Below are 22,547 nucleotides of genomic sequence, written 5' to 3'. Positions count from 1 at the left end.
CTGGTATCTTGCCAGCCCACTATACTTATCTATTCTCTTGTACTTCCTGAGGCTAATTCTGGAATTCGCAGACAAAAGTAACCGTCGAGCGCAGAGATGCGTATAATGCGCGGCGTTTACGTTGAATATGCCTTTTATTAAGGAGATAGAGATGACGGCAATTGCCCCGGTAATTACCATTGATGGCCCAAGTGGCGCGGGTAAAGGCACTCTGTGCAAAGCCATGGCAGAAGCATTGCAATGGCACTTACTGGACTCAGGCGCGATTTATCGCGTGCTGGCTTTAGCTGCGTTGCATCATCATGTCGACGTGACGTCGGAAGATGCGCTGGTTCCACTGGCGGTTCATCTGGACGTTCGCTTTGTTTCGACCGACGGGAAACTGGAAGTTATCCTTGAGGGTGAAGACGTCAGCGGTGAAATTCGCACCCAGGAAGTTGCTAACGCGGCTTCGCAGGTTGCCGCATTCCCACGCGTTCGCGAAGCGCTGCTGCGCCGCCAGCGTGGATTCCGCGACGAACCGGGCCTGATTGCCGATGGTCGCGATATGGGCACAGTGGTCTTCCCGGATGCGCCGGTAAAAATCTTCCTTGATGCTTCATCGGAAGAACGTGCTAACCGCCGCATGCTACAGTTGCAGGAAAAGGGCTTTAGTGTTAACTTTGAGCGCCTTTTGGCAGAGATAAAGGAGCGTGACGACCGCGATCGTAATCGTGCTGTTGCGCCACTGGTCCCTGCCGCTGATGCTTTAGTGTTGGATTCCACCACCTTAAGCATTGAGCAAGTAATTGAAAAAGCGTTAGACTATGCGCGCCAGAAATTGGCACTCGCGTAAAACGCGACAGAATTTGTAGTACCCCCGTTGCAATGGATTGACAGCGGGTATGTGAAACAACCCCATCCGACAAGGTGTCAGGTGGACGTTAAATCTAACTTCGAAGATTAAACATGACTGAATCTTTTGCTCAACTATTTGAAGAATCTTTAAAAACAATCGAAACCCGTCCGGGTTCCATCGTTCGTGGTGTTGTTGTTGCTATCGACAAAGACATCGTTCTGGTTGATGCGGGCCTGAAATCTGAATCTGCAATCCCTGCAGAGCAGTTCAAAAACGCAGCCGGCGAGCTGGAAATCCAGGTCGGTGACGAAGTTGACGTTGCGCTGGACGCAGTAGAAGACGGCTTCGGCGAAACCCTGCTGTCCCGTGAAAAAGCTAAGCGTCACGAAGCTTGGATCACGCTGGAAAAAGCATACGAAGACGCTGAAACTGTTGTTGGTGTTATCAACGGCAAAGTTAAAGGTGGCTTCACTGTTGAGCTGAACGGTATTCGTGCGTTCCTGCCAGGTTCCCTGGTAGACGTTCGTCCAGTGCGCGATACGCTGCACCTGGAAGGCAAAGAGCTTGAATTCAAAGTAATCAAGCTGGACCAGAAACGTAACAACGTTGTTGTTTCTCGTCGTGCCGTGATCGAATCCGAAAACAGCGCAGAGCGCGATCAGCTGCTGGAAAACCTGCAGGAAGGCATGGAAGTTAAAGGTATCGTTAAGAACCTCACTGACTACGGTGCATTCGTTGATCTGGGCGGCGTTGACGGCCTGCTGCACATCACTGATATGGCATGGAAACGCGTTAAGCATCCAAGCGAAATCGTAAACGTTGGCGACGAAATCACTGTTAAAGTGCTGAAGTTCGACCGCGAACGTACTCGTGTATCTCTGGGCCTGAAACAGCTGGGCGAAGATCCATGGGTAGCTATCGCTAAGCGTTATCCAGAAGGTACCAAACTGACTGGCCGCGTGACCAACCTGACCGACTACGGCTGCTTCGTTGAAATCGAAGAAGGCGTTGAAGGCCTGGTTCACGTATCCGAAATGGATTGGACCAACAAAAACATCCACCCATCCAAAGTTGTTAACGTTGGTGATGTAGTGGAAGTTATGGTTCTGGATATCGACGAAGAACGTCGTCGTATCTCCCTGGGTCTGAAGCAGTGCAAAAACAACCCATGGCAGCAGTTCGCAGAAACCCACAACAAGGGCGACCGCGTTGAAGGTAAAATCAAGTCTATCACTGACTTCGGTATCTTCATCGGCCTGGACGGCGGCATCGACGGCCTGGTTCACCTGTCTGACATCTCCTGGAACGCTACAGGCGAAGAAGCAGTTCGTGAATACAAAAAAGGCGACGAAATCGCAGCAGTTGTTCTGCAGGTTGACGCAGAGCGTGAACGTATCTCCCTGGGCGTTAAACAGCTCGCAGAAGATCCGTTCAACAACTGGGTTGCTCTGAACAAGAAAGGCGCTATCGTTAACGGTAAAGTAACTGCAGTTGACGCTAAAGGCGCAACCGTAGAACTGGCCGACGGCGTTGAAGGTTACCTGCGTGCTTCTGAAGCATCCCGTGACCGCGTTGAAGATGCAACTCTGGTTCTGAGCGTTGGCGATGACGTTGAAGCTAAGTTCACCGGCGTTGATCGTAAAAACCGCGCAATTAGCCTGTCTGTTCGTGCTAAAGACGAAGCTGACGAGAAAGATGCAATCGCTACTGTTAACAACAAACAGGAAGACGGCAACTTCTCCAACGCTATGGCTGAAGCATTCAAAGCAGCTAAAGGCGAGTAATCTTGCCGATTCGGGTTTAACAACCTGAATTGTGATGAGTTTACTTGACAGATTGCAGGTTTCGGCCTGTAATCTAGCACAAAGGGCGGCTACGGCCGCCCTTGTTTAATAAGCTGTTAGCTAATTTTCCTTTAAAGGAAACCGGAGGAATCATGACCAAGTCAGAATTGATTGAAAGACTTGCCAGCCAGCAATCCCATATCCCTGCTAAAGCAGTGGAAGATGCGGTGAAAGAGATGCTGGAGCATATGGCCTCAACTCTTGCTGAGGGTGAGCGCATTGAAATCCGCGGTTTCGGCAGCTTCTCTCTGCACTACAGAGCACCACGTACCGGGCGTAACCCGAAAACTGGCGATAAAGTGGAACTGGAAGGCAAATACGTGCCGCACTTCAAGCCGGGTAAAGAACTGCGCGATCGCGCCAATATTTACGATTGAGTTCAGATCGCCTGTGTGCGATGAACTTGATTGAGAGAAAAGCACCTACGGGTGCTTTTTTCGTTTCTGCTGTTTCGAATTCGCCAGACTCATCAACCTCCTGCATCTCTGGAATCCACCTCGCATATTGTTCGTAACGCTTACCAACCCTGAATGTTTCTTTGGAATGGTCCGCGAAAACCTGATTTTCTCCTCACGACAAATGTTCCACCCAGCGCGACACTTCCGGTAACAAGGAGGTGTTAATGCGTTTGCCACAATTGGCCTGCTGCACACTGCTAGGGATCCTTCCGCTGCTCATACTGCCGGGACTCCCTCCGGTAGGTGTTATAAAATGTGCCCTGCCTGCGCTGATTGCCCTGATGTTCTGTGGGCGAGCAGGGCGCGCGGTGTGTCTAACCGGGCTGCTGTTTTGTTGGGGGCTGTTTGCGGCATGGCAGGTGGTGCTGCCTGCTGAAACGCTGCCTGGGAAAAATCGTCACATTGAAATAGTGCTGACGCAAACGGATGGGCAAACCACCCACCAGGGCGAGATAACGCACCTGGAGGGGAAACTCGCATTTCCGCGAATCGGGATTGTTTTGTACGGTGGCTATTTACCTCTACCGCCCTGTGTCGGACAGCGTTGGCGCATGACGGTCAGCATGCGGGCCGTCCACGGACAGCTCAATGATGGTGGTTTTGACTCTCAGCGTTATGCGCTCTCACAAAATCGTCCGCTGACCGGGCGCATTGTTGATGCCCAACCACTGGATACCGGTTGTAGCCTCCGCGCACGCTTTCTGGCCTCCTTAAAAACAACCCTTGCCGACTATCCCTGGCGTGATGTGATGCTGGCACTGGGGATGGGAGAGCGCCTTTCGGTTGCACCAGAGATTAAAACCTTGATGCAACAAACCGGTACCTCCCATCTGATGGCTATTTCGGGTTTGCATATTGCGCTTGGCGCTTCGCTGGGCTGGCTGCTTATTCGAAGCATTCAATTTTTCCTACCCTGCTGGCTTATCAACTGGCGATTGCCATTAATCGCGGCGCTTTTGACTGGGCTTGCCTATGCCATGCTGACGGGGATGCAGCCGCCTGCGCTACGTACTGTAGTGGCAGCGGCTATCTGGTATGCATTACGCCTGAGGGGGCGCCAGTGGACGGGATGGGAAGTGTGGCTTTGCTGTCTGGCTGCAATCGTATTTATTGATCCATTGGCAGTGCTCTCTGATAGCCTGTGGCTGTCGGCGTATGCGGTTGGTGTGCTGATTTTTTGGTATCAATGGCTGCCATTACCCGCTGTATCTTTACCCCGTTTTCTCCGGCCGCTGGCGAGCCTCATCCATCTGCAGCTGGGGCTGTTACTGTTGTTGACGCCGTTACAGATAATGCTATTTCACGGTGTGAGTATAACCTCGTTACTGGCAAACGCGGTGGCGGTACCGGTAGTCACTTTTATTGCTGTGCCATTAATACTGTTGGCGATGTTTCTGCATCTATGGGCTCCTGCCGTGGTTGAGATGGTGGTCTGGGGTGGTGCCGACCACGTAATGGCGCTGGTGTTTGGCTATTTACGCCTGCTCCCCGCCGGATGGCTGAATATTGGCGCTGCCTGGGTTGGGGTATCGTTGCTTCCCTGGCTGGTGCTGATACTTTGGCGTCTGCATGGGTGGTGGCGTTTTCCGGCGCTATGGCTGTCTTTAGCTGTGCTGCTCTCTTTTCCGCTGTGGCGAAAAACGCCTCAGGATCGATGGCAGGTCACCATGCTGGATGTAGGGCAGGGACTGGCGTTGGTTATTGCTAAGGGGGATAAAGCGCTGCTCTACGATACCGGGCTGGCATGGCCTGATGGAGACAGCGGTGAACAGTTGATCATTCCCTGGTTGCGTTGGCACGGGCTAACGCTACAAGGGATTATCCTGAGCCACGATCATCTGGATCATCGGGGTGGTCTTCGCTCGGTACAGCAGGCCTGGCCGCAGGCTTGGATTAGAAGCCCGCTCGGTTGGGAAGGGCACCGACCCTGTATGCGCGGTGAGTCCTGGCAATGGCAAGGGCTGACCTTTCGCGCCCTTTGGCCGCTACCGGGCAAAGAGCAAAAGGGAAACAATGCGTCATGCGTGGTGAGGGTCGACGATGGAAGAAACAGTATTCTGCTGACCGGAGACATTGAATTACCGGCAGAAATGGCCATGATTAGCCGTTTCTGGCAGTCATTTGCGTCTACAATTATTCAGGTTCCACATCATGGCAGTTCGACATCGTCAGGTATGGCGTTGATTCAGCGGGTTAGCGGCTTGGCAGCGCTGGCTTCCGCATCCCGCTATAACGCGTGGCGACTGCCTTCCGCAAAGGTAAAAGCACGCTATCTCCAACATCAGTACGCGTGGTTTGATACCCCTCATCAGGGGCAGATAACCGTCACCTTCAGCGCTAACGGCTGGAAGATTGAAGGCTTACGAGATCAACTTTTACCACGTTGGTATCATCAGTGGTTTGGCGAGACTCGCGATAACGGGTAGAATATGCGGCTATTTCAACATAAGCTGGTTTTTTGAATGCAGAACGACAAAGATCTCTCCACGTGGCAGACCTTCCGCCGACTCTGGCCGACCATCGCGCCATTTAAAGCAGGGTTGATCGTGGCGGCCGTTGCGTTAGTCCTTAACGCGGCCAGCGATACCTTCATGTTATCGCTTCTTAAACCATTACTGGATGATGGTTTTGGTAAAACAGATCGCTCAGTGCTGCTGTGGATGCCGCTGGTCGTTATTGGCTTGATGATCCTGCGTGGTATCACTAGCTATGTCTCCAGTTATTGTATTTCCTGGGTTTCTGGCAAAGTGGTGATGACCATGCGCCGTCGGCTGTTCAGTCATATGATGGGCATGCCGGTTTCATTCTTCGATAAACAGTCCACCGGGACGCTGTTGTCGCGTATTACCTATGACTCCGAACAGGTTGCCTCCTCCTCCTCAAGCGCGCTGATTACCGTCGTGCGTGAAGGTGCGTCGATTATCGGTCTGTTTATCATGATGTTTTACTACAGCTGGCAGCTGTCGGTAATCCTGATTGTATTGGCACCTATCGTGTCGATTGCGATTCGCGTGGTTTCCAAACGCTTCCGTAGCATCAGTAAGAATATGCAAAACACCATGGGGCAGGTGACCACTAGCGCTGAGCAGATGCTGAAAGGGCATAAAGAAGTGCTGATGTTCGGTGGGCAGGGCGTAGAGTCTAATCGCTTTGACAAGGTCAGCAATAGAATGCGTTTGCAAGGGATGAAACTGGTCTCTGCGTCATCGATTTCTGACCCGATCATTCAGCTGATTGCCTCCCTGGCGCTGGCTTTCGTCCTGTATGCCGCAAGCTTCCCAAGCGTCATGGAAACGCTGACTGCAGGTACTATTACCGTGGTCTTCTCCTCCATGATTGCCCTGATGCGTCCGCTGAAATCGTTAACCAACGTGAATGCACAGTTCCAGCGTGGGATGGCGGCCTGTCAGACGCTGTTTGCTATTCTCGATAGCGAACAGGAAAAAGACGAAGGTAAGCTGGAAGTTGAACGTGCGAAGGGAACAATTGAGTTCCGTGATGTCACCTTCACCTATCCAGGCCGTGAGACTCCGGCACTGCGTCATATTAATCTGTCGATCCCTGCCGGGAAAACGGTAGCTCTGGTTGGACGTTCAGGCTCGGGTAAATCCACTATCGCCAGCTTGCTGACCCGTTTTTATGATATCGATGAAGGTGAAATCCTGCTCGATGGTCACGATCTACGCGAATACAAGCTCTCCGCGCTGCGTAATCAGGTCGCGCTGGTATCACAAAACGTGCATCTGTTTAACGATACGGTTGCCAACAACATCGCCTATGCGCGTACGGAAGAGTTCAGCCGTGAACAGATTGAAGATGCGGCGCGTATGGCCTATGCGATGGACTTTATCAACAAAATGGATGATGGTCTCGACACGGTTATCGGCGAGAACGGCGTACTGCTTTCTGGTGGTCAACGTCAACGTATTGCCATTGCGCGTGCGCTGTTGCGTAACAGCCCAATCCTGATCCTTGACGAAGCCACCTCTGCGCTGGACACCGAATCCGAACGTGCGATTCAGTCGGCGCTCGATGAACTGCAGAAAAACCGCACCTCGCTGGTGATTGCTCACCGACTTTCCACCATCGAACAGGCTGATGAAATCATCGTTGTCGAAGATGGTCAGATCGTCGAGCGCGGCAGCCACAGTGACCTGCTGGAGCAGCGCGGTGTTTATGCGCAGCTGCACAAAATGCAGTTTGGCGAATGATAGCCAGAATCTGGTCGGGCGAATCGCCGCTTTGGCGCCTGCTGCTGCCGCTTTCCTGGCTGTATGGCCTGGTGAGCGGCATCATCCGCCTGTGCTATCAGCTTGGTCTGAAGAAAAGCTGGCGTGCGCCTTGCCCTGTTGTGGTCGTGGGTAACCTGACTGCGGGTGGCAATGGTAAAACGCCGGTCGTTATCTGGCTGGTAGAGCAGTTGCAGCGTCAGGGGATCCGCGTTGGCGTGGTGTCTCGTGGCTATGGTGGTAAGGCGGAAAGCTATCCGTTACTGCTCGATGCGAACTCCACCACCGCGCAAGCCGGTGATGAGCCGGTGCTTATTTTTCAGCGTACCGGCGCTCCGGTGGCGGTTTCTCCGGTACGAGTTGATGCGGTAAAGGCGCTGTTGGCAGCCCATGATTTGCAGCTTATCGTGACGGATGATGGGCTACAGCACTATCGCCTGGCGCGGGATAAAGAAATTGTCGTTATCGATGGTGTGCGGCGTTTTGGCAACGGTTGGTGGTTGCCTGCGGGGCCGATGCGCGAACGTGCCTCACGCTTAAGCTCTGTCGATGCGCGGATTGTGAACGGTGGGGAAGCACAGGCTGGGGAAATCCCGATGACTCTGCGTCCCGGCGAAGCGGTTAATTTACTAACCCACGAAAGACGGCAGGTTTCCGACTTGCAAAACGTGGTGGCAATGGCCGGTATCGGCCATCCGCCGCGTTTTTTCGCGACCTTAAATGAGTGCGGTCTGCAACCGGTGCGCACCATCGCATTGGCAGACCATAAGGCGCTCACCGAAGTCGATGTCCAGGCACTGGTTGAACCGGGACAACAGCTTATTATGACTGAAAAAGATGCGGTAAAATGCCGCCGCTTTGCGCAGGAAAACTGGTGGTATCTGCCGGTCGACGCTGTTCTTTCGGGCGATCGCGCACAGACGCTGCTACAGGACTTGATTACCCTCGCACGACGCTAAACGGCGTCGGCGATACCCGGGGGAACCGGTATGGCCGAACAGCATCTTACCCTCCGCGCCGCGCGCCATCTTCACCTTGCGGCACAGGGACTTCTCACTCGTCCTCGTCGCCAGCCGAAAGCGACAGATATTCTTCGTACCATCCAACAAATGTCTCTGCTGCAGATTGATACCATTAACGTGGTGGCTCGTAGCCCTTATCTGGTGTTATTTAGCCGCCTGGGCGCATATTCAGCGGCGTGGCTGGATGAGGCGCTTGCCCGAGGCGATCTGATGGAGTACTGGGCGCATGAAGCCTGTTTCCTGCCGCGTAGCGATTTCCCACTGGTGCGTCATCGAATGCTGGCGCCGCATAAGATGGGCTGGAAGTACCATCAGAGCTGGATGGATGAACATGCGCAGGAAATTGCCGCGCTTAAATCGCATATTGCGGATAACGGCCCGGTGCGCTCTGCCGATTTCTCCCATCCGCGTAAAGGTGAAAGCGGATGGTGGGAGTGGAAACCACATAAGCGCCATCTTGAAGGGCTGTTTACCGCTGGTGAAGTGATGGTGGTGGAAAGGCGTAACTTTCAGCGCGTCTACGATCTCACCGAACGCGCCATGCCTCACTGGGATGACGCAACGGACGCGCTGGCACAGCCCGAGGCCGAAGCGGTAATGCTGGAGAATAGCGCCCGTAGCCTGGGTATTTTTCGCCCCCAATGGCTGGCAGATTACTATCGCCTGCGTAAACCCGATCTTACCGCGCTCATGGCGCAGTGGCAGGCTGAGCAGCGGGTGGTGGCCGTCAATGTCGACGCGCTAGGCGAAATGTGGGTCCACAACAGCTTGCTTGCGGAACTTGAGCGGGCGGCTGAGGGCAAACTGAATGCCACTCATAGCGCGGTATTGTCGCCATTCGATCCGGTTGTCTGGGATCGTAAACGGGCAGAACAGCTGTTTGATTTCAGCTACCGCCTCGAATGCTATACGCCTGCACCTAAGCGACAGTATGGCTATTTCGTTCTGCCGCTGCTGCATCGGGGAGAAATCGTTGGCCGGATGGACAGCAAAATACACCGTAGCGATGGCGTGCTGGAAATTTTCGCGCTGTATCTGCAAGAAGGCGTGCGGGTAAGCCAGCATCTTGAACGTGGGCTGAAACAGGCGATCGATGACTTTGCCTGCTGGCAGGGAGCCACGCGCGTCAAATTGGGCTCGGTGGCGGAAAAACTCTTTAGCGAACAACGCTGCGGATGGGAGATTGACGCCGACCGCTAGCGCTCTATGATATGCTGCACTGATTTTCGATACGGCCCATCAGGAGGAACCATGGATCACCGTCTACTTGAAATTATTGCCTGCCCGGTTTGCAACGGTAAACTTTACTACAGCCAGGACAAGCAAGAACTGATTTGCAAACTTGATAATCTGGCGTTTCCCCTGCGTGACGGTATCCCCGTATTGCTGGAAACCGAAGCCCGCGCGCTTGCTGCTGAAGAGAACAGACCATGAGTTTTGTCGTTATTATTCCCGCGCGTTTTGCCTCTACGCGCCTGCCGGGTAAACCGCTGCAGGATATCAACGGCAAACCTATGATTGTGCACGTGCTGGAGCGCGCGCGCGAATCCGGTGCCGAACGTATTATCGTGGCAACCGATCACCAGGAAGTGGCCGCGGCCGTTGAAGCCGCCGGTGGCGAAGTCTGCATGACTCGTGCCGATCACCAGTCTGGTACTGAACGTCTGGCGGAAGTGGTTGAGAAGTGTGGCTTCAGCGACGATACCGTCATTGTTAACGTTCAGGGCGATGAGCCAATGATCCCGGCGGTGATTATCCGTCAGGTGGCAGATAATCTGGCAGCCAGTCAGTCCGGCATGGCGACGCTGGCGGTGCCTATCCACGATGCCGAAGAGGTTTTTAATCCGAATGCGGTGAAAGTGGTGATGGACAAAGACGGCTACGCGCTCTATTTCTCGCGCGCGGCGATCCCATGGGATCGCGACCGTTTTGCGAAAAGTCGCGAACAGGTCGGTGACTCATTCTTACGTCACATCGGAATCTATGGTTATCGCGCCGGGTTTATTCGCCGCTACGTCAACTGGGCACCAAGCCCGCTTGAGCATATTGAGATGCTCGAACAGCTGCGCGTGCTCTGGTACGGTGAAAAAATTCACGTTGCCGTGGCCAAAGAAGTCCCAGGTACGGGCGTCGATACGCCGGAAGATCTGGCTCGCGTTCGTGCTGAAATGAAGTAATCCTTTCGCCCCCTTGCGATAAGGGGGCATTTCCTGCCCCACCGTTTCCTGATTTTCTGTTGCAATTTTGATCTTGTCTGGTGAAATTTACATCTCGTATGCTCATTATGAAAGCAATGGCTTTTATAGGGGTAATCCGACATGGAACAGCTACGCGTAGAACTCAGCCATCTTTTAGGGGAATCACTCAGCCGTGTAGAGTGTATTAACGAGCAGACGGATACCGCGCTGTGGTCGCTGTACGATGCGAACGGAAACCCGATGCCATTATTGGCGCGGAGTTTTTCGTCACCGGGGCTGGCTCGTCAGCTGGCGTGGAAAATATCGATGCTGGCGCGCAGCGGCACCGTCCGTATGCCGGTGGTGTACGGGGTGATGACGCATGAAGAACATCCTGGCCCTGACGTCCTGTTACTGGAACGCCTGCGCGGTGTCCCGGTAGAAGCGCCGACCCGCAGCCCGCAGCGTTGGGATGCGCTGAAAGATCAAATCGTTGAAGCGATGCTGTCATGGCACCGGATAGACAGTTCGGGCTGCGTCGGTTTTGTTGACGGCACTCAGGAAAATAACTGGCCGCAATGGTATCGCCAGCGGATTGAAGTGCTATGGGACACGCTCGGCCTTTATCACAGCACGGGTCTGACGATGCAGGACAAACGGCTGCTGTTTCGCACTCGAGAATGTCTGGACAGGCTATTTGAGGGTTTCAGCGATAATTGCGTACTGATCCACGGTCATTTAACGCTACGCAGCATGTTGAAAGATGCTCGTAGTGACCAACTGCTGGCGGCGGTAGGACCGGGACCGATTTTGTGGGCACCGAGAGAATACGAGCTATTCCGCCTGCATGAGAGCCCGCAGGCGGAACAACTGCTGTGGCATTATATTCAGCGCGCCCCGGTCGCAGAAGCGTTCCTCTGGCGGCGCTGGCTCTACCTGCTGTGGGATGAAGTCGAGAAGTTAGTGAATACCGGTAAATTTAACCGCGCTCACTTCGATCTAGCTTCAAAATCACTGATCCCCTGGCTCTCCTGAATCGCCTTTTAGCCACTGCCAGAGGCGTCCTAGCGTTTCGTAACCAACCCGGTCGCTGTGCATCAGCCAGACCGGGGAAGGGATCATGCGCTCCCACGGATTGAGCGGCGAAACGATGGCTAACTGGTTGGCGGGAGCAGGCAGCGGGTGCAGGCCCGCATGCTGGAAGAAGATCATCGCGCGGGGCAGATGGGACGCAGAAGTTACCAGCAGGAACGGAGCGTCGCCAATGGCCGCTTTAACCGCGCTGGCCTCTTCTTCGGTATCTTTTGGCGTATCAAGCACGAGGATTTCACTGCGCGGCACGCCAAGACTCTCCGCTACTCGCGCACCGGCCTCCGCTGTGCTCACGGGGTTGGTTAGCGCGCGTGCGCCGGTAAAGATCATTTTTGCGCCCGGATTGGCTTGCCACAGGCGAATCCCTTCCGCCAGACGCGGCAAACTGTTGTTGATAAGATTTGAACTCGGCGCCCAGTCCGGATTCCAGGTATAACCGCCGCCTAACACCACCACGTACTGCACCGGCTCTTCGCCGCGCCAGGTGGGATATTTATCTTCAATCGGTTTCAGTAGCCCATCGGCAACCGGCTGTAGGCTCAAGAGCAACAGCGCTAGCCAACCCGCAGTGATGGCGGTTTTCCCCAGTTTTTGAAAGCGCGTGAACCAAACCAGGACGATTCCTAAACCCACCAGTAAAAGAAGCAGCGGCAGCGGTAGCATCATTCCGCCGATATACTTTTTCAGCATAAAAAGCATTCTGTAGAGTACCTTTTTTAAGCATCCGATCGTCTGAATGCAGTGATATTACACCAGGTAGCTTCATTCTCGCCGTGGGTGTGACAAAATAGACCTTTTGTGGCTGGCGAAGTCAGTAAGGATGCCCGGTGCAGGATCGCAATTTTGATGACATGGCGGAAAAGTTTTCGCGCAATATCTATGGCACCACCAAAGGTAAGTTGCGTCAGGCTATTCTGTGGCAGGATCTGGACGTACTGCTGGCGACGATGGGCACGAAACCGCTGCGCATTCTCGATGCTGGCGGTGGTGAAGGCCAGACGGCTCTCAAAATGGCGGAGCGTGGACATCATGTGACGCTGTGCGATCTTTCCGCAGAGATGATCGCCCGTGCACAAAAGGCCGCCTGCGAGAAAGGTGTGAGCGACAACATGCATTTCATACATTGCGCGGCCCAGGACGTGGACGAGCATTTGGAAAGCCCTGTTGATCTGATATTGTTTCACGCTGTGCTGGAGTGGGTGGCCGATCCGCAGGACGTGTTAAAAACGCTGTGGTCGGTGCTGCGTCCGGGCGGCGCTTTATCATTAATGTTCTACAATGCAAACGGCCTGTTGATGCATAACATGGTGGTGGGCAACTTCGATTACGTGGTTGCCGGCATGCCGAAAAAGAAAAGGCGGACGCTGTCGCCGAACTATCCGCGCGATCCGCAGCAGGTCTATAGCTGGCTGGAAGAGATTGGCTGGCACATTAACGGGAAAACCGGCGTGCGAGTGTTTCATGACTATTTGCGCGATAAGCAGATGCAGAAGAACTGTTTTGATATTCTGCTCGAGCTTGAAACGCGCTATTGCCGTCAGGAACCGTACATTAGCCTGGGGCGCTATATTCATGTCACAGCACTGAAGCCGCAGACAGAAACAAGGATAAACGATGAGTGAATTTTCCCAGACAGTCCCCGAACTGGTTGCCTGGGCCAGGAAAAATGATTTTGCCATCTCGCTACCCGTCGATAGGCTCTCATTTCTGCTGGCCGTTGCAACGCTGAACGGCGAACGACTGGAAGGTGAAATGACGGAAGGCGAGCTGGTGGATGCGTTTCGTTACGTCAGTGATGCGTTTGAGCAAACCAGTGAAACCATCGGCACTCGCGCCAACAACGCGATTAACGACCTGGTTCGCCAACGTCTGCTGAACCGCTTTACCAGCGAAATCACGGAAGGAAACGCCATCTATCGTCTGACGCCGTTGGGTATTGGCATTACCGACTACTATATTCGTCAGCGCGAATTTTCGACGCTGCGCCTGTCAATGCAGCTGTCCATTGTTGCCGGTGAGTTGAAAAGGGCGGCGGATTCCGCGGATGAAGGGGGCGATGAATTCCACTGGCACCGCAACGTTTACGCGCCGCTCAAATACTCGGTGGCGGAAATCTTCGACAGCATCGATCTGACGCAACGCATCATGGATGAGCAACAGCAGTCGGTTAAAGATGATATCGCTCAGTTGCTGAACAAAGACTGGCGCGCGGCGATCTCCAGCTGCGAACTGCTGCTGTCAGAAACCTCCGGCACTCTGCGAGAACTTCAGGATACGCTGGACGCCGCAGGCGATAAGCTACAGGCTAACCTGCTGCGTATTCAGGATGCCACGCTCAGCCATAACGATTTGCAGTTTGTTGATCGGCTGGTGTTCGATTTGCAAAGCAAGCTCGACCGCATTGTGAGCTGGGGCCAGCAGGCAATTGACCTGTGGATTGGCTATGACCGCCACGTGCACAAATTTATCCGTACCGCGATTGATATGGATAAAAACCGCGTCTTCGCCCAGCGTCTACGTCAGTCGGTGCAGAATTATTTCGATGCCCCGTGGGCGCTCACCTACGCCAATGCCGACCGCCTGCTGGATATGCGTGATGAAGAGATGACGCTGCGTGACGAAGAAGTCACCGGGGAACTTCCGCCGGATTTAGAGTACGAAGAATTTAACGAAATTCGCGAACAGCTCGCCGCGCTGATTGAACAGCAACTGGCGATTTATAAAACCAAACAGCTGCCGCTGGATCTCGGTCTGGTGGTCAAAGAGTACCTGGTGCAGTACCCGCGTGCGCGTCACTTTGACGTAGCGCGAATTGTGGTCGACCAGGCGGTACGTTTGGGTATAGCACACGCAGATTTCACCGGACTGCCAGCAAAATGGCAGTCGATTAATGATTACGGAGCCAAGGTACAGGCGCATGTCATCGACAAATATTGAACAAGTGATGCCGGTTAAACTGGCACAGGCCCTGGCCAACCCTCTTTTTCCTGCGCTGGACAGCGCGCTGCGTGCCGGTCGTCATATTGGTCTTGACGAACTGGACAATCACGCATTTTTAATGGATTTCCAGGAGTATCTGGAAGAGTTTTACGCCCGCTATAACGTGGAACTGATTCGTGCGCCGGAAGGTTTTTTCTATCTGCGCCCGCGTTCCACCACGCTGATTCCGCGTTCGGTACTCTCCGAGCTGGATATGATGGTCGGCAAGATCCTCTGCTACCTCTATCTAAGCCCGGAACGTTTGGCCAACGAAGGTATCTTCACCCAGCAGGAGCTGTATGACGAACTGCTGGCGCTGGCCGAAGAGAGCAAACTGCTGAAGCTGGTGAACAACCGCTCCACGGGTTCCGACCTCGACCGTCAGAAACTGCAAGAGAAAGTGCGTTCCTCACTTAACCGCCTGCGCCGTCTGGGAATGGTTTGGTTTATGGGGCATGACAGCAGCAAGTTCCGCATCACCGAATCCGTTTTCCGCTTTGGCGCCGACGTGCGCTCCGGTGACGACGCGCGTGAAGCGCAGCTGCGCATGATCCGCGATGGTGAAGCGATGCCTATCGAAAACCATCTGCAGCTCAATGACGAGAACGACGACAATCAGCAGGATAGCGGGGAGGAAGAGTAATGATCGATCGCGGTAAATTTCGTTCGCTAACGCTGATTAACTGGAACGGGTTCTTTGCTCGTACTTTTGACCTCGATGAACTGGTTACGACGCTGTCCGGCGGTAACGGTGCGGGTAAATCAACCACCATGGCGGCATTCGTCACGGCGCTGATCCCTGACTTAACCTTGCTGCACTTCCGTAACACCACCGAGGCTGGGGCGACCAGCGGTTCACGCGATAAAGGTCTGCACGGTAAGCTGAAAGCGGGCGTCTGTTATTCAGTGCTGGACGTGATGAACTCACGCAACCAGCGCGTGGTCGTCGGTGTGCGTCTGCAACAGGTTGCCGGTCGCGATCGTAAAGTGGATATCAAACCCTTCGCGATTCAGGGTCTGCCGACTTCCTTCCAGCCGACTCAACTGTTGACCGAAACGCTAAACGATCGCCAGGCGCGTGTGCTGACGTTGCAGGAACTTAAAGACAAACTCGATACCATCGAAGGCGTCCAGTTCAAACAGTTCAACTCGATTACCGACTACCACTCTCTGATGTTCGATCTGGGCATCGTGGCGCGTCGTCTGCGTTCGGCGTCTGACCGTAGCAAGTTCTATCGTCTGATTGAAGCCTCGCTGTACGGCGGTATCTCCAGCGCTATTACCCGCTCCCTGCGCGACTACCTGTTACCGGAAAACAGCGGCGTACGTAAAGCATTCCAGGATATGGAAGCGGCGCTGCGTGAAAACCGCATGACGCTGGAAGCGATCCGCGTGACCCAGTCCGATCGCGACCTGTTTAAACACCTTATTTCTGAAGCCACCGACTACGTTGCCGCTGACTATATGCGCCATGCCAACGAGCGTCGGGTGCATCTGGATAAAGCGCTGGAATATCGTCGCGAACTGTTTACCTCCCGCTCACAGCTCGCGGCGGAGCAGTACAAGCACGTGGATATGGCGCGTGAGCTGCAGGAGCATAACGGAGCGGAAGGGGATCTCGAAGCCGATCATCAGGCTGCCAGCGATCACCTGAATCTGGTGCAAACCGCCCTGCGTCAGCAGGAAAAAATTGAACGCTATGAAGCGGATCTGGACGAGCTGCAAATTCGTCTGGAAGAACAAAATGAAGTGGTGGCGGAAGCTGCCGAGCTGCAGGAAGACAACGAAGCCCGTGCGGAAGCCGCCGAGCTGGAAGTGGATGAACTGAAAAGCCAACTGGCGGACTACCAGCAGGCGCTGGACGTGCAGCAGACGCGCGCGATTCAGTACACCCAGGCGCTGCAGGCGTTACAGCGTGCAAAAGAGCTGTGCCACCTGCCGGATTTAACCCCAGAAAGTGCGGATGAATGGCTGGAAACATTCCAGGCTAAAGAACAGGAAGCGACCGAAAAACTGCTGACTTTAGAGCAGAAAATGAGCGTTTCGCAGACCGCGCACAGCCAGTTTGAGCAGGCGTTTAAAATCGTCGAGGCGATTAACGGCCCGCTGGCGCGTGATGAAGCCTGGGAAATCGCGCGTGAATTACTGCGCGACGGCGTCAACCAGCGTCATCTGGCAGAACAGGCGCAGCCGCTGCGCAGCCGTCTGAACGAACTGGAACAGCGTCTGCGTGAACAGCAGGATGCTGAACGTCTGCTGGCTGATTTCTGTAAACGTCAGGGCAAACAGTACGATATCGACGAACTCGAAACGCTGCATCATGAACTGGAAGCGCGTATTGCTGCCCTGAGTGACTGCGTCAGCGATGCGCGTGAACAGCGTATGACGTTGCGCCAGGAGCAGGAGCAGCTGCAATCGCGGATTTCCGCGCTGATGCATCGTGCACCGGTATGGTTGGCGGCGCAAAATAGCCTGAACCAGCTGTGCGAGCAAAGCGGCGAACAGTTTGAATCAAGCCAGGACGTCACCGAATATGTTCAGCAACTGCTGGAGCGTGAGCGTGAAGCCATTGTGGAACGCGACGAAGTCGGGACGCGTAAACGTGCGGTCGATGATGAAATTGAACGCTTAAGCCAGCCGGGTGGCTCGGAAGACCCACGTCTCAACGCGCTGGCGGAACGCTTTGGCGGCGTACTGCTGTCGGAAATCTATGACGACGTTAGCCTTGAAGATGCGCCGTACTTCTCCGCGCTGTATGGCCCATCGCGTCACGCCATCGTGGTGCCGGATCTGTCACAGATCGCCGAGTATCTGGAAGGCCTGGAAGATTGCCCGGAAGATCTCTATCTGATTGAAGGGGATCCGCAGTCGTTTGATGACAGCGTGTTTGCCGTCGATGAACTGGAAAAAGCGGTTGTCGTTAAAATTGCCGACCGCCAGTGGCGTTACTCTCGCTTCCCGTCGCTGCCGCTGTTTGGTCGTGCCGCGCGTGAAAGCCGCATTGAAAGCCTGCACGCTGAGCGTGAAGTGCTGTCCGAACGTTTCGCGACGCTGTCGTTTGACGTCCAGAAAACCCAACGTCTGCACCAGGCGTTCAGCCGCTTCATCGGTAGCCATCTGTCGGTGGCCTTTGATGACGATCCAGAAGCGGAAATCCGTAAACTGAATACCCGTCGCAACGAGCTTGAGCGTGCGCTCAACAGCCACGAAAGCGATAACCAACAGCAACAGGCGCAGTTTGAACAGGCGAAAGAGGGCGTGGCTCTGCTGAACCGTTTGCTACCGCGTCTGAGCCTGTTAGCCGATGAAACACTGGCCGACCGCGTCGATGAGATTCAGGAACGTCTGGATGAAGCCCAGGAAGCCGCGCGCTTTATCCAGCAGCACGGTAATCATCTGGCGAAGCTGGAGCCGATTGCTTCTGTATTGCAAAGCGATCCACAGCAATTTGAGCAGTTAAAAGAAGATTACGCCTGGTCGCAGCAGGTACAGCGAGAAGCGCGTCAGCAGGCCTTTGCGCTGACGGAAGTGGTGCAGCGTCGCGCCCACTTTGGCTATTCCGACTCGGCCGATATGCTTTCCGGCAATAGCGATTTGAACGAAAAACTGCGTCAGCGTCTGGCGCAGGCCGAAACCGAACGTAGCCGCGCCCGTGAGGCGATGCGTACCCACGCCGCCCAGGTGAGTCAGTACAGCCAGGTGTTGGCGTCACTGAAAAGCTCGTACGACACCAAAAAAGAGCTGCTCAACGATCTGCATAAAGAACTCAAAGATATCGGCGTACGCGCCGATGCCGGGGCCGAAGAGCGCGCGCGCGCGCGTCGTGACGAACTGCATGCACAGCTCAGCAACAACCGCGCGCGTCGTAACCAGCTGGAAAAAGCGCTGACATTCTGTGAAGCGGAGATGGACAACCTGACCCGCAAGCTGCGTAAGCTGGAACGTGATTATCTGGAAATGCGTGAACAGGTAGTGAGCGCGAAGGCCGGATGGTGTGCGGTGATGCGTTTGGTGAAAGACAACAACGTTGAACGTCGTCTGCATCGTCGCGAACTGGCCTATCTTTCAGCCGACGATCTGCGCTCAATGTCGGATAAAGCGCTGGGGGCGCTGCGTCTGGCGGTCGCGGATAACGAACACCTGCGTGATGTGTTGCGTATGTCGGAAGATCCGAAGCGTCCGGAGCGTAAAATCCAGTTCTTCGTTGCCGTCTATCAGCACCTGCGCGAGCGTATCCGTCAGGATATTATCCGCACCGATGACCCGGTTGAAGCTATCGAACAGATGGAAATTGAACTGAGTCGTTTGACCGAAGAGCTGACCAACCGCGAACAGAAACTGGCGATTAGCTCCCGAAGCGTAGCGAATATTATTCGCAAAACTATTCAGCGCGAACAGAACCGTATTCGCCAGCTGAACCAGGGGCTGCAGAACGTGTCGTTCGGCCAGGTGAACAGCGTGCGTCTGAACGTCAACGTGCGTGAAACCCACGCAATGCTGCTCGATGTGCTTTCTGAGCAACATGAACAGCATCAGGATCTGTTTAACAGCAACCGCCTGACCTTCTCGGAAGCGCTGGCGAAGCTCTATCAGCGCCTTAACCCGCAGATTGATATGGGCCAGCGTACGCCGCAGACCATTGGTGAAGAGCTGCTCGACTACCGTAGCTATCTGGAAATGGAAGTTGAGGTTAACCGTGGCTCCGACGGCTGGCTGCGTGCAGAGTCCGGTGCGCTATCTACCGGTGAGGCTATCGGTACCGGGATGTCAATTCTGGTGATGGTAGTGCAGAGCTGGGAAGATGAAGCGCGTCGTCTGCGCGGCAAAGATCTGTCGCCATGCCGTCTGCTGTTCCTCGATGAAGCGGCTCGTCTTGATGCCCGCTCCATTGCTACGCTGTTCGAGCTGTGTGAACGTCTGGAAATGCAGCTGATTATTGCGGCACCGGAAAACATCAGTCCGGAGAAAGGGACCACCTATAAGCTTGTGCGTAAAGTGGTCAATAACCACGAGCACGTTCACGTGGTTGGGCTGCGAGGTTTCGCCGCTCAGCTTCCTGAAACGTTGCCAGGCACCGCGGACGCTTCATAGCACGGCACCTGAACGGCCTGATAAACACGCAGTGTATCAGGTCATTCAGCGAAAATTATCGGGCCTTACCCGGCCTGCTATGGGCTTGGGCCGGCGGGGCAGCCGTTATCGTGTCCGAATTCAGAATATAGGGCGACAGAAATGTCGCCCTTTTTGCTTTTCTCATAACGGCGATATCGCGTTATTATCTTTAGACTTCTTTACATTTCACCGGGCAAAAATGTTTTTGTCTTTATATACTGAAGGTAAGCCCACTTTATGGGTCTTCGTATCTTTAACAGGGGGCAAGGGATGTCGCTTAATAAAAAAAATGGTCGTCGATTGTCTGCCGTGACTTTATGTCTGGCAATGACGTTTGCTCCGCTGTTTACTGCTTTTGCGGATGAACCCGAGCTGGTTCCATCTGATAGTACCGCGCTGCCGGCAGAGCCTTCGGCAGTGCTTCAGCACCCGGAGTCGCAATCGGCGGCGATGGCGAGTTTGGCAGGAAGTCAGCCTCTGGCCGCAGGGGCAGCGGCGGCAGGTCGTGCCGAAATCCTGTCTCTTCTGCCTGCCGGATACCAACCCGTCTATCTTAATCCACTGGTGACGCTGTATGCCGCTCGGGCAATGAAGCCGATGTGGGAAAACCGTGATGCGGTTCGTGCCTTCCAACAACAGTTAGCCGAAGTGGCCATCGCCGGTTTCCAGCCGCAGTTTACCCGTTGGGTAGAACTGCTCACCGATCCTAACGTCAGCGGCATGACTCGTGACGTGGTGTTATCCGACGCGCTGATGGGCTATCTGCACTTTATTAGCGGCATTCCGGTGCAGGGGAACCGCTGGTTATATAGCGATAAGCCTTATACGTTAGCGACGCCGCCGCTGTCGGTTATCAATCAGTGGCAGCTGGCCCTCGATAATGGTACGTTGCCGCAGTTTATTGCTGCTCTGGCGCCACAGCATCCACAGTATGCCGCGATGCACCAGGCGCTGCTGGCGCTGACGGGCGACTCTCGTCCGTGGCCGAAATTGACCTCCACGGTCTCTTTACGCCCAGGACAATGGAGTAGCGACGTTCCGGCGCTGCGTGAGATATTGCAGCGCAATGGCGTACTGGACTCCGGGCCGGATATTGCGCTACCTGGCGATAATATCGGTAAGACGAAGAAAACTGCTAAGAGCGGCCCAGCAGGCTACGATCAGACGCTGGTGGCTGCGGTTAAACGCTTCCAGGCGGCACAGGGGTTAGGCGCAGATGGGGTCATCGGCGCATCAACCCGTGACTGGCTTAACCTCTCTTCAGCCCAGCGAGCCGGGGTACTGGCACTTAATATTCAGCGCCTACGTTTATTACCGGGGAAAGTTTCCACCGGTATTATGGTGAATATTCCAGCCTACTCGTTAGTCTATTATTTGAACGGCAGCGAAGCGTTGGCTTCGCGCGTTATTGTCGGGCGTCCGGATCGTAAAACGCCGATGATGAGCAGCGCGTTGAATAACGTGGTGGTGAATCCACCGTGGAATGTACCGCCGACGCTGGCGCGTAACGATATTCTACCGAAGCTGCGCGATGATCCTGGCTATCTGGAGCGGCACAACTACACCGTCCTGCGTGGCTGGAATAGCAAAGAGACTATCGATCCATGGCGCGTGGACTGGTCAACCATCACCGCATCGAATTTACCCTTCCGCTTCCAGCAGGCACCGGGGGAACGTAACTCGTTAGGGCGTTATAAATTTAATATGCCAAGCTCGGACGCTATTTATCTGCATGATACGCCGAACCATAATCTGTTCCAGAAAGATGCCAGGGCGTTAAGCTCCGGATGTGTCCGGGTTAATAAAGCCTCCGATTTGGCGAATATGCTGCTGCAGGATGCGGGCTGGAATGACGCGCGAATTTCTGATGCGCTGAAAGAAGGTAATACCCGCTATGTGAATATCCGGCAAAATATTCCGGTTAATCTCTATTATTTGACCGCCTTTGTCGGGTCTGATGGTCAGACACAATATCGAACAGATATTTACAATTATGATATCACTGCGCGATCCGGTGCACAGATTTTGCCAAAAGCGGAACAATTGATCAGATAAATGAAGTAGTTCAGGTAATGTAGTTGTCGAATGAAAAGCAAAGAAGCCAGCCCTGAACTCCAGGGGCTGGCCTATCTGCGCTGCAGGCCGCCTTGACGCTGGCTTTGATGCCCGGTAAGGTGCTTAACGTGCGCCAGAAGTGCATATTTTTCGACCACACTTACTGACTGTAGACCTGATTATCATGGATAAAATTGACGCTAATCGCCGCAAACTGCTGGCGTTAGGTGGTGTTGCGCTGGGCGCAGCGGCCATCTTACCCACACCTGCATTTGCTACCCTCTCGACCCCACGTCCGCGTATTTTAACGCTGAATAACCTGCATACAGGTGAGTTGATAAAAGCCGAGTTTTTTGACGGCCGAGGCTATATTCAGGATGAATTAGCAAAGCTTAACCATTTTTTCCGTGACTATCGCGCGAATAAAATAAAGAGTATGGATCCTTCATTGTTCGATCAGCTCTATCGCCTTCAGGGGTTATTAGGAACCAATAAACCTGTGCAATTGATTTCTGGATATCGCTCCGTTGATACCAATGATGAACTGCGAGCGCGCAGTCGTGGAGTAGCTAAACATAGCTATCACACAAAAGGGCAGGCAATGGATTTCCATATTGAAGGCATTTCATTAAGCAATGTTCGCAAAGCAGCGTTATCTCTGCGCGCAGGTGGTGTAGGATATTACCCACGTAGCAACTTTGTGCATATTGATACCGGGCCGTTACGGAACTGGTAACTCTA

17 protein-coding genes are annotated in these 22,547 nt (G+C 54.1%); 16 read left to right on the top strand and 1 reads right to left on the bottom strand.

The window, feature by feature from the left end:
• Positions 1–151: 151 nt before the first annotated feature.
• From cmk to LZ634_RS00695, 10 genes are all read left to right on the top strand, one after another.
• Positions 152–835, top strand: coding sequence for a (d)CMP kinase (gene cmk, locus LZ634_RS00740; RefSeq protein ID WP_234501840.1), 684 nt, complete (start codon positions 152–154; stop codon positions 833–835).
• Between the two features lie 113 nt (positions 836–948).
• A complete protein-coding gene (gene rpsA / locus LZ634_RS00735; RefSeq protein WP_061283710.1) occupies positions 949–2,622 on the top strand; it encodes a 30S ribosomal protein S1 in 1,674 nt (557 codons plus the stop codon).
• A gap of 152 nt (positions 2,623–2,774) precedes the next feature.
• The gene (ihfB, locus tag LZ634_RS00730; RefSeq protein ID WP_052284034.1) at positions 2,775–3,059 is read left to right on the top strand and encodes an integration host factor subunit beta; all 285 of its coding nucleotides are present in this window, start codon (positions 2,775–2,777) and stop codon (positions 3,057–3,059) included.
• Positions 3,060–3,304: 245 nt separating this feature from the next.
• The gene (locus LZ634_RS00725; RefSeq protein WP_234501839.1) at positions 3,305–5,566 is read left to right on the top strand and encodes a ComEC family protein; all 2,262 of its coding nucleotides are present in this window, start codon (positions 3,305–3,307) and stop codon (positions 5,564–5,566) included.
• A gap of 36 nt (positions 5,567–5,602) precedes the next feature.
• Positions 5,603–7,351: a lipid A ABC transporter ATP-binding protein/permease MsbA gene (msbA, locus tag LZ634_RS00720; RefSeq protein WP_234501838.1), complete on the top strand. Its 1,749-nt coding sequence runs from the start codon at positions 5,603–5,605 to the stop codon at positions 7,349–7,351.
• Positions 7,348–8,328, top strand: a complete 981-nt coding sequence (lpxK, locus tag LZ634_RS00715) for a tetraacyldisaccharide 4'-kinase (RefSeq protein ID WP_234501837.1) — start codon at positions 7,348–7,350, stop codon at positions 8,326–8,328. Before msbA ends, lpxK begins: the two co-directional genes overlap by 4 nt.
• Positions 8,329–8,358: 30 nt before the next feature.
• On the top strand, positions 8,359–9,591 hold the full coding sequence (locus LZ634_RS00710; RefSeq protein WP_234501836.1) for a winged helix-turn-helix domain-containing protein: 1,233 nt from the start codon (positions 8,359–8,361) through the stop codon (positions 9,589–9,591).
• 51 nt (positions 9,592–9,642) lie between these two features.
• Entirely contained in the window at positions 9,643–9,825 is a 183-nt protein-coding gene (ycaR, locus tag LZ634_RS00705; RefSeq protein ID WP_234501835.1) for a protein YcaR, read from the top strand.
• Positions 9,822–10,568, top strand: a complete 747-nt coding sequence (gene kdsB, locus LZ634_RS00700; protein ID WP_234501834.1) for a 3-deoxy-manno-octulosonate cytidylyltransferase — start codon at positions 9,822–9,824, stop codon at positions 10,566–10,568. Before ycaR ends, kdsB begins: the two co-directional genes overlap by 4 nt.
• Positions 10,569–10,709: 141 nt before the next feature.
• Positions 10,710–11,603, top strand: coding sequence for a YcbJ family phosphotransferase (locus LZ634_RS00695; protein ID WP_234501833.1), 894 nt, complete (start codon positions 10,710–10,712; stop codon positions 11,601–11,603).
• Here the strand turns inward: LZ634_RS00695 and elyC are convergent.
• Positions 11,580–12,359: an envelope biogenesis factor ElyC gene (elyC, locus tag LZ634_RS00690; protein ID WP_234501832.1), complete on the bottom strand. Its 780-nt coding sequence runs from the start codon at positions 12,357–12,359 to the stop codon at positions 11,580–11,582. The genes LZ634_RS00695 and elyC overlap by 24 nt on opposite strands.
• A gap of 128 nt (positions 12,360–12,487) precedes the next feature.
• On the opposite strand from elyC, the gene cmoM reads away from it, so the two are divergent.
• From cmoM to LZ634_RS00660, 6 genes are all read left to right on the top strand, one after another.
• A complete protein-coding gene (cmoM, locus tag LZ634_RS00685) occupies positions 12,488–13,282 on the top strand; it encodes a tRNA uridine 5-oxyacetic acid(34) methyltransferase CmoM (protein ID WP_234501831.1) in 795 nt (264 codons plus the stop codon).
• A complete protein-coding gene (gene mukF, locus LZ634_RS00680; RefSeq protein WP_234501830.1) occupies positions 13,275–14,597 on the top strand; it encodes a chromosome partition protein MukF in 1,323 nt (440 codons plus the stop codon). Before cmoM ends, mukF begins: the two co-directional genes overlap by 8 nt.
• The gene (gene mukE, locus LZ634_RS00675) at positions 14,578–15,282 is read left to right on the top strand and encodes a chromosome partition protein MukE (RefSeq protein WP_234501829.1); all 705 of its coding nucleotides are present in this window, start codon (positions 14,578–14,580) and stop codon (positions 15,280–15,282) included. Before mukF ends, mukE begins: the two co-directional genes overlap by 20 nt.
• Entirely contained in the window at positions 15,282–19,730 is a 4,449-nt protein-coding gene (gene mukB / locus LZ634_RS00670; RefSeq protein WP_234501828.1) for a chromosome partition protein MukB, read from the top strand. The genes mukE and mukB overlap by 1 nt, the downstream gene beginning before the upstream one ends.
• Before the next feature lie 291 nt (positions 19,731–20,021).
• Entirely contained in the window at positions 20,022–21,806 is a 1,785-nt protein-coding gene (gene ldtD, locus LZ634_RS00665) for a L,D-transpeptidase (RefSeq protein ID WP_234501827.1), read from the top strand.
• 184 nt (positions 21,807–21,990) lie between these two features.
• A complete protein-coding gene (locus LZ634_RS00660) occupies positions 21,991–22,542 on the top strand; it encodes a YcbK family protein (RefSeq protein WP_234501826.1) in 552 nt (183 codons plus the stop codon).
• Positions 22,543–22,547: the final 5 nt, after the last annotated feature.

The sequence above is a fragment of the Kluyvera intermedia genome, from assembly GCF_021440345.1.
In the GTDB taxonomy this organism is placed as follows: Bacteria; Pseudomonadota; Gammaproteobacteria; order Enterobacterales; family Enterobacteriaceae; genus Kluyvera; species Kluyvera intermedia_A.
Note: the sequence above shows the minus strand (reverse complement) of the source record. Positions and strands in the feature narration are given on the sequence as shown.

Coding starts and splice junctions, on each gene's coding strand:
- mukF (WP_234501830.1), top strand. CDS start 13,275: ATGAGTGAATTTTCCCAGACAGTCCCCGAACTGGTTGCCTGGGCCAGG.
- mukE (WP_234501829.1), top strand. CDS start 14,578: ATGTCATCGACAAATATTGAACAAGTGATGCCGGTTAAACTGGCACAG.
- ycaR (WP_234501835.1), top strand. CDS start 9,643: ATGGATCACCGTCTACTTGAAATTATTGCCTGCCCGGTTTGCAACGGT.
- ihfB (WP_052284034.1), top strand. CDS start 2,775: ATGACCAAGTCAGAATTGATTGAAAGACTTGCCAGCCAGCAATCCCAT.
- lpxK (WP_234501837.1), top strand. CDS start 7,348: ATGATAGCCAGAATCTGGTCGGGCGAATCGCCGCTTTGGCGCCTGCTG.
- msbA (WP_234501838.1), top strand. CDS start 5,603: ATGCAGAACGACAAAGATCTCTCCACGTGGCAGACCTTCCGCCGACTC.
- rpsA (WP_061283710.1), top strand. CDS start 949: ATGACTGAATCTTTTGCTCAACTATTTGAAGAATCTTTAAAAACAATC.
- LZ634_RS00660 (WP_234501826.1), top strand. CDS start 21,991: ATGGATAAAATTGACGCTAATCGCCGCAAACTGCTGGCGTTAGGTGGT.
- mukB (WP_234501828.1), top strand. CDS start 15,282: ATGATCGATCGCGGTAAATTTCGTTCGCTAACGCTGATTAACTGGAAC.
- kdsB (WP_234501834.1), top strand. CDS start 9,822: ATGAGTTTTGTCGTTATTATTCCCGCGCGTTTTGCCTCTACGCGCCTG.
- LZ634_RS00725 (WP_234501839.1), top strand. CDS start 3,305: ATGCGTTTGCCACAATTGGCCTGCTGCACACTGCTAGGGATCCTTCCG.
- ldtD (WP_234501827.1), top strand. CDS start 20,022: ATGTCGCTTAATAAAAAAAATGGTCGTCGATTGTCTGCCGTGACTTTA.
- elyC (WP_234501832.1), bottom strand. CDS start 12,359: ATGCTTTTTATGCTGAAAAAGTATATCGGCGGAATGATGCTACCGCTG.
- LZ634_RS00710 (WP_234501836.1), top strand. CDS start 8,359: ATGGCCGAACAGCATCTTACCCTCCGCGCCGCGCGCCATCTTCACCTT.
- LZ634_RS00695 (WP_234501833.1), top strand. CDS start 10,710: ATGGAACAGCTACGCGTAGAACTCAGCCATCTTTTAGGGGAATCACTC.
- cmk (WP_234501840.1), top strand. CDS start 152: ATGACGGCAATTGCCCCGGTAATTACCATTGATGGCCCAAGTGGCGCG.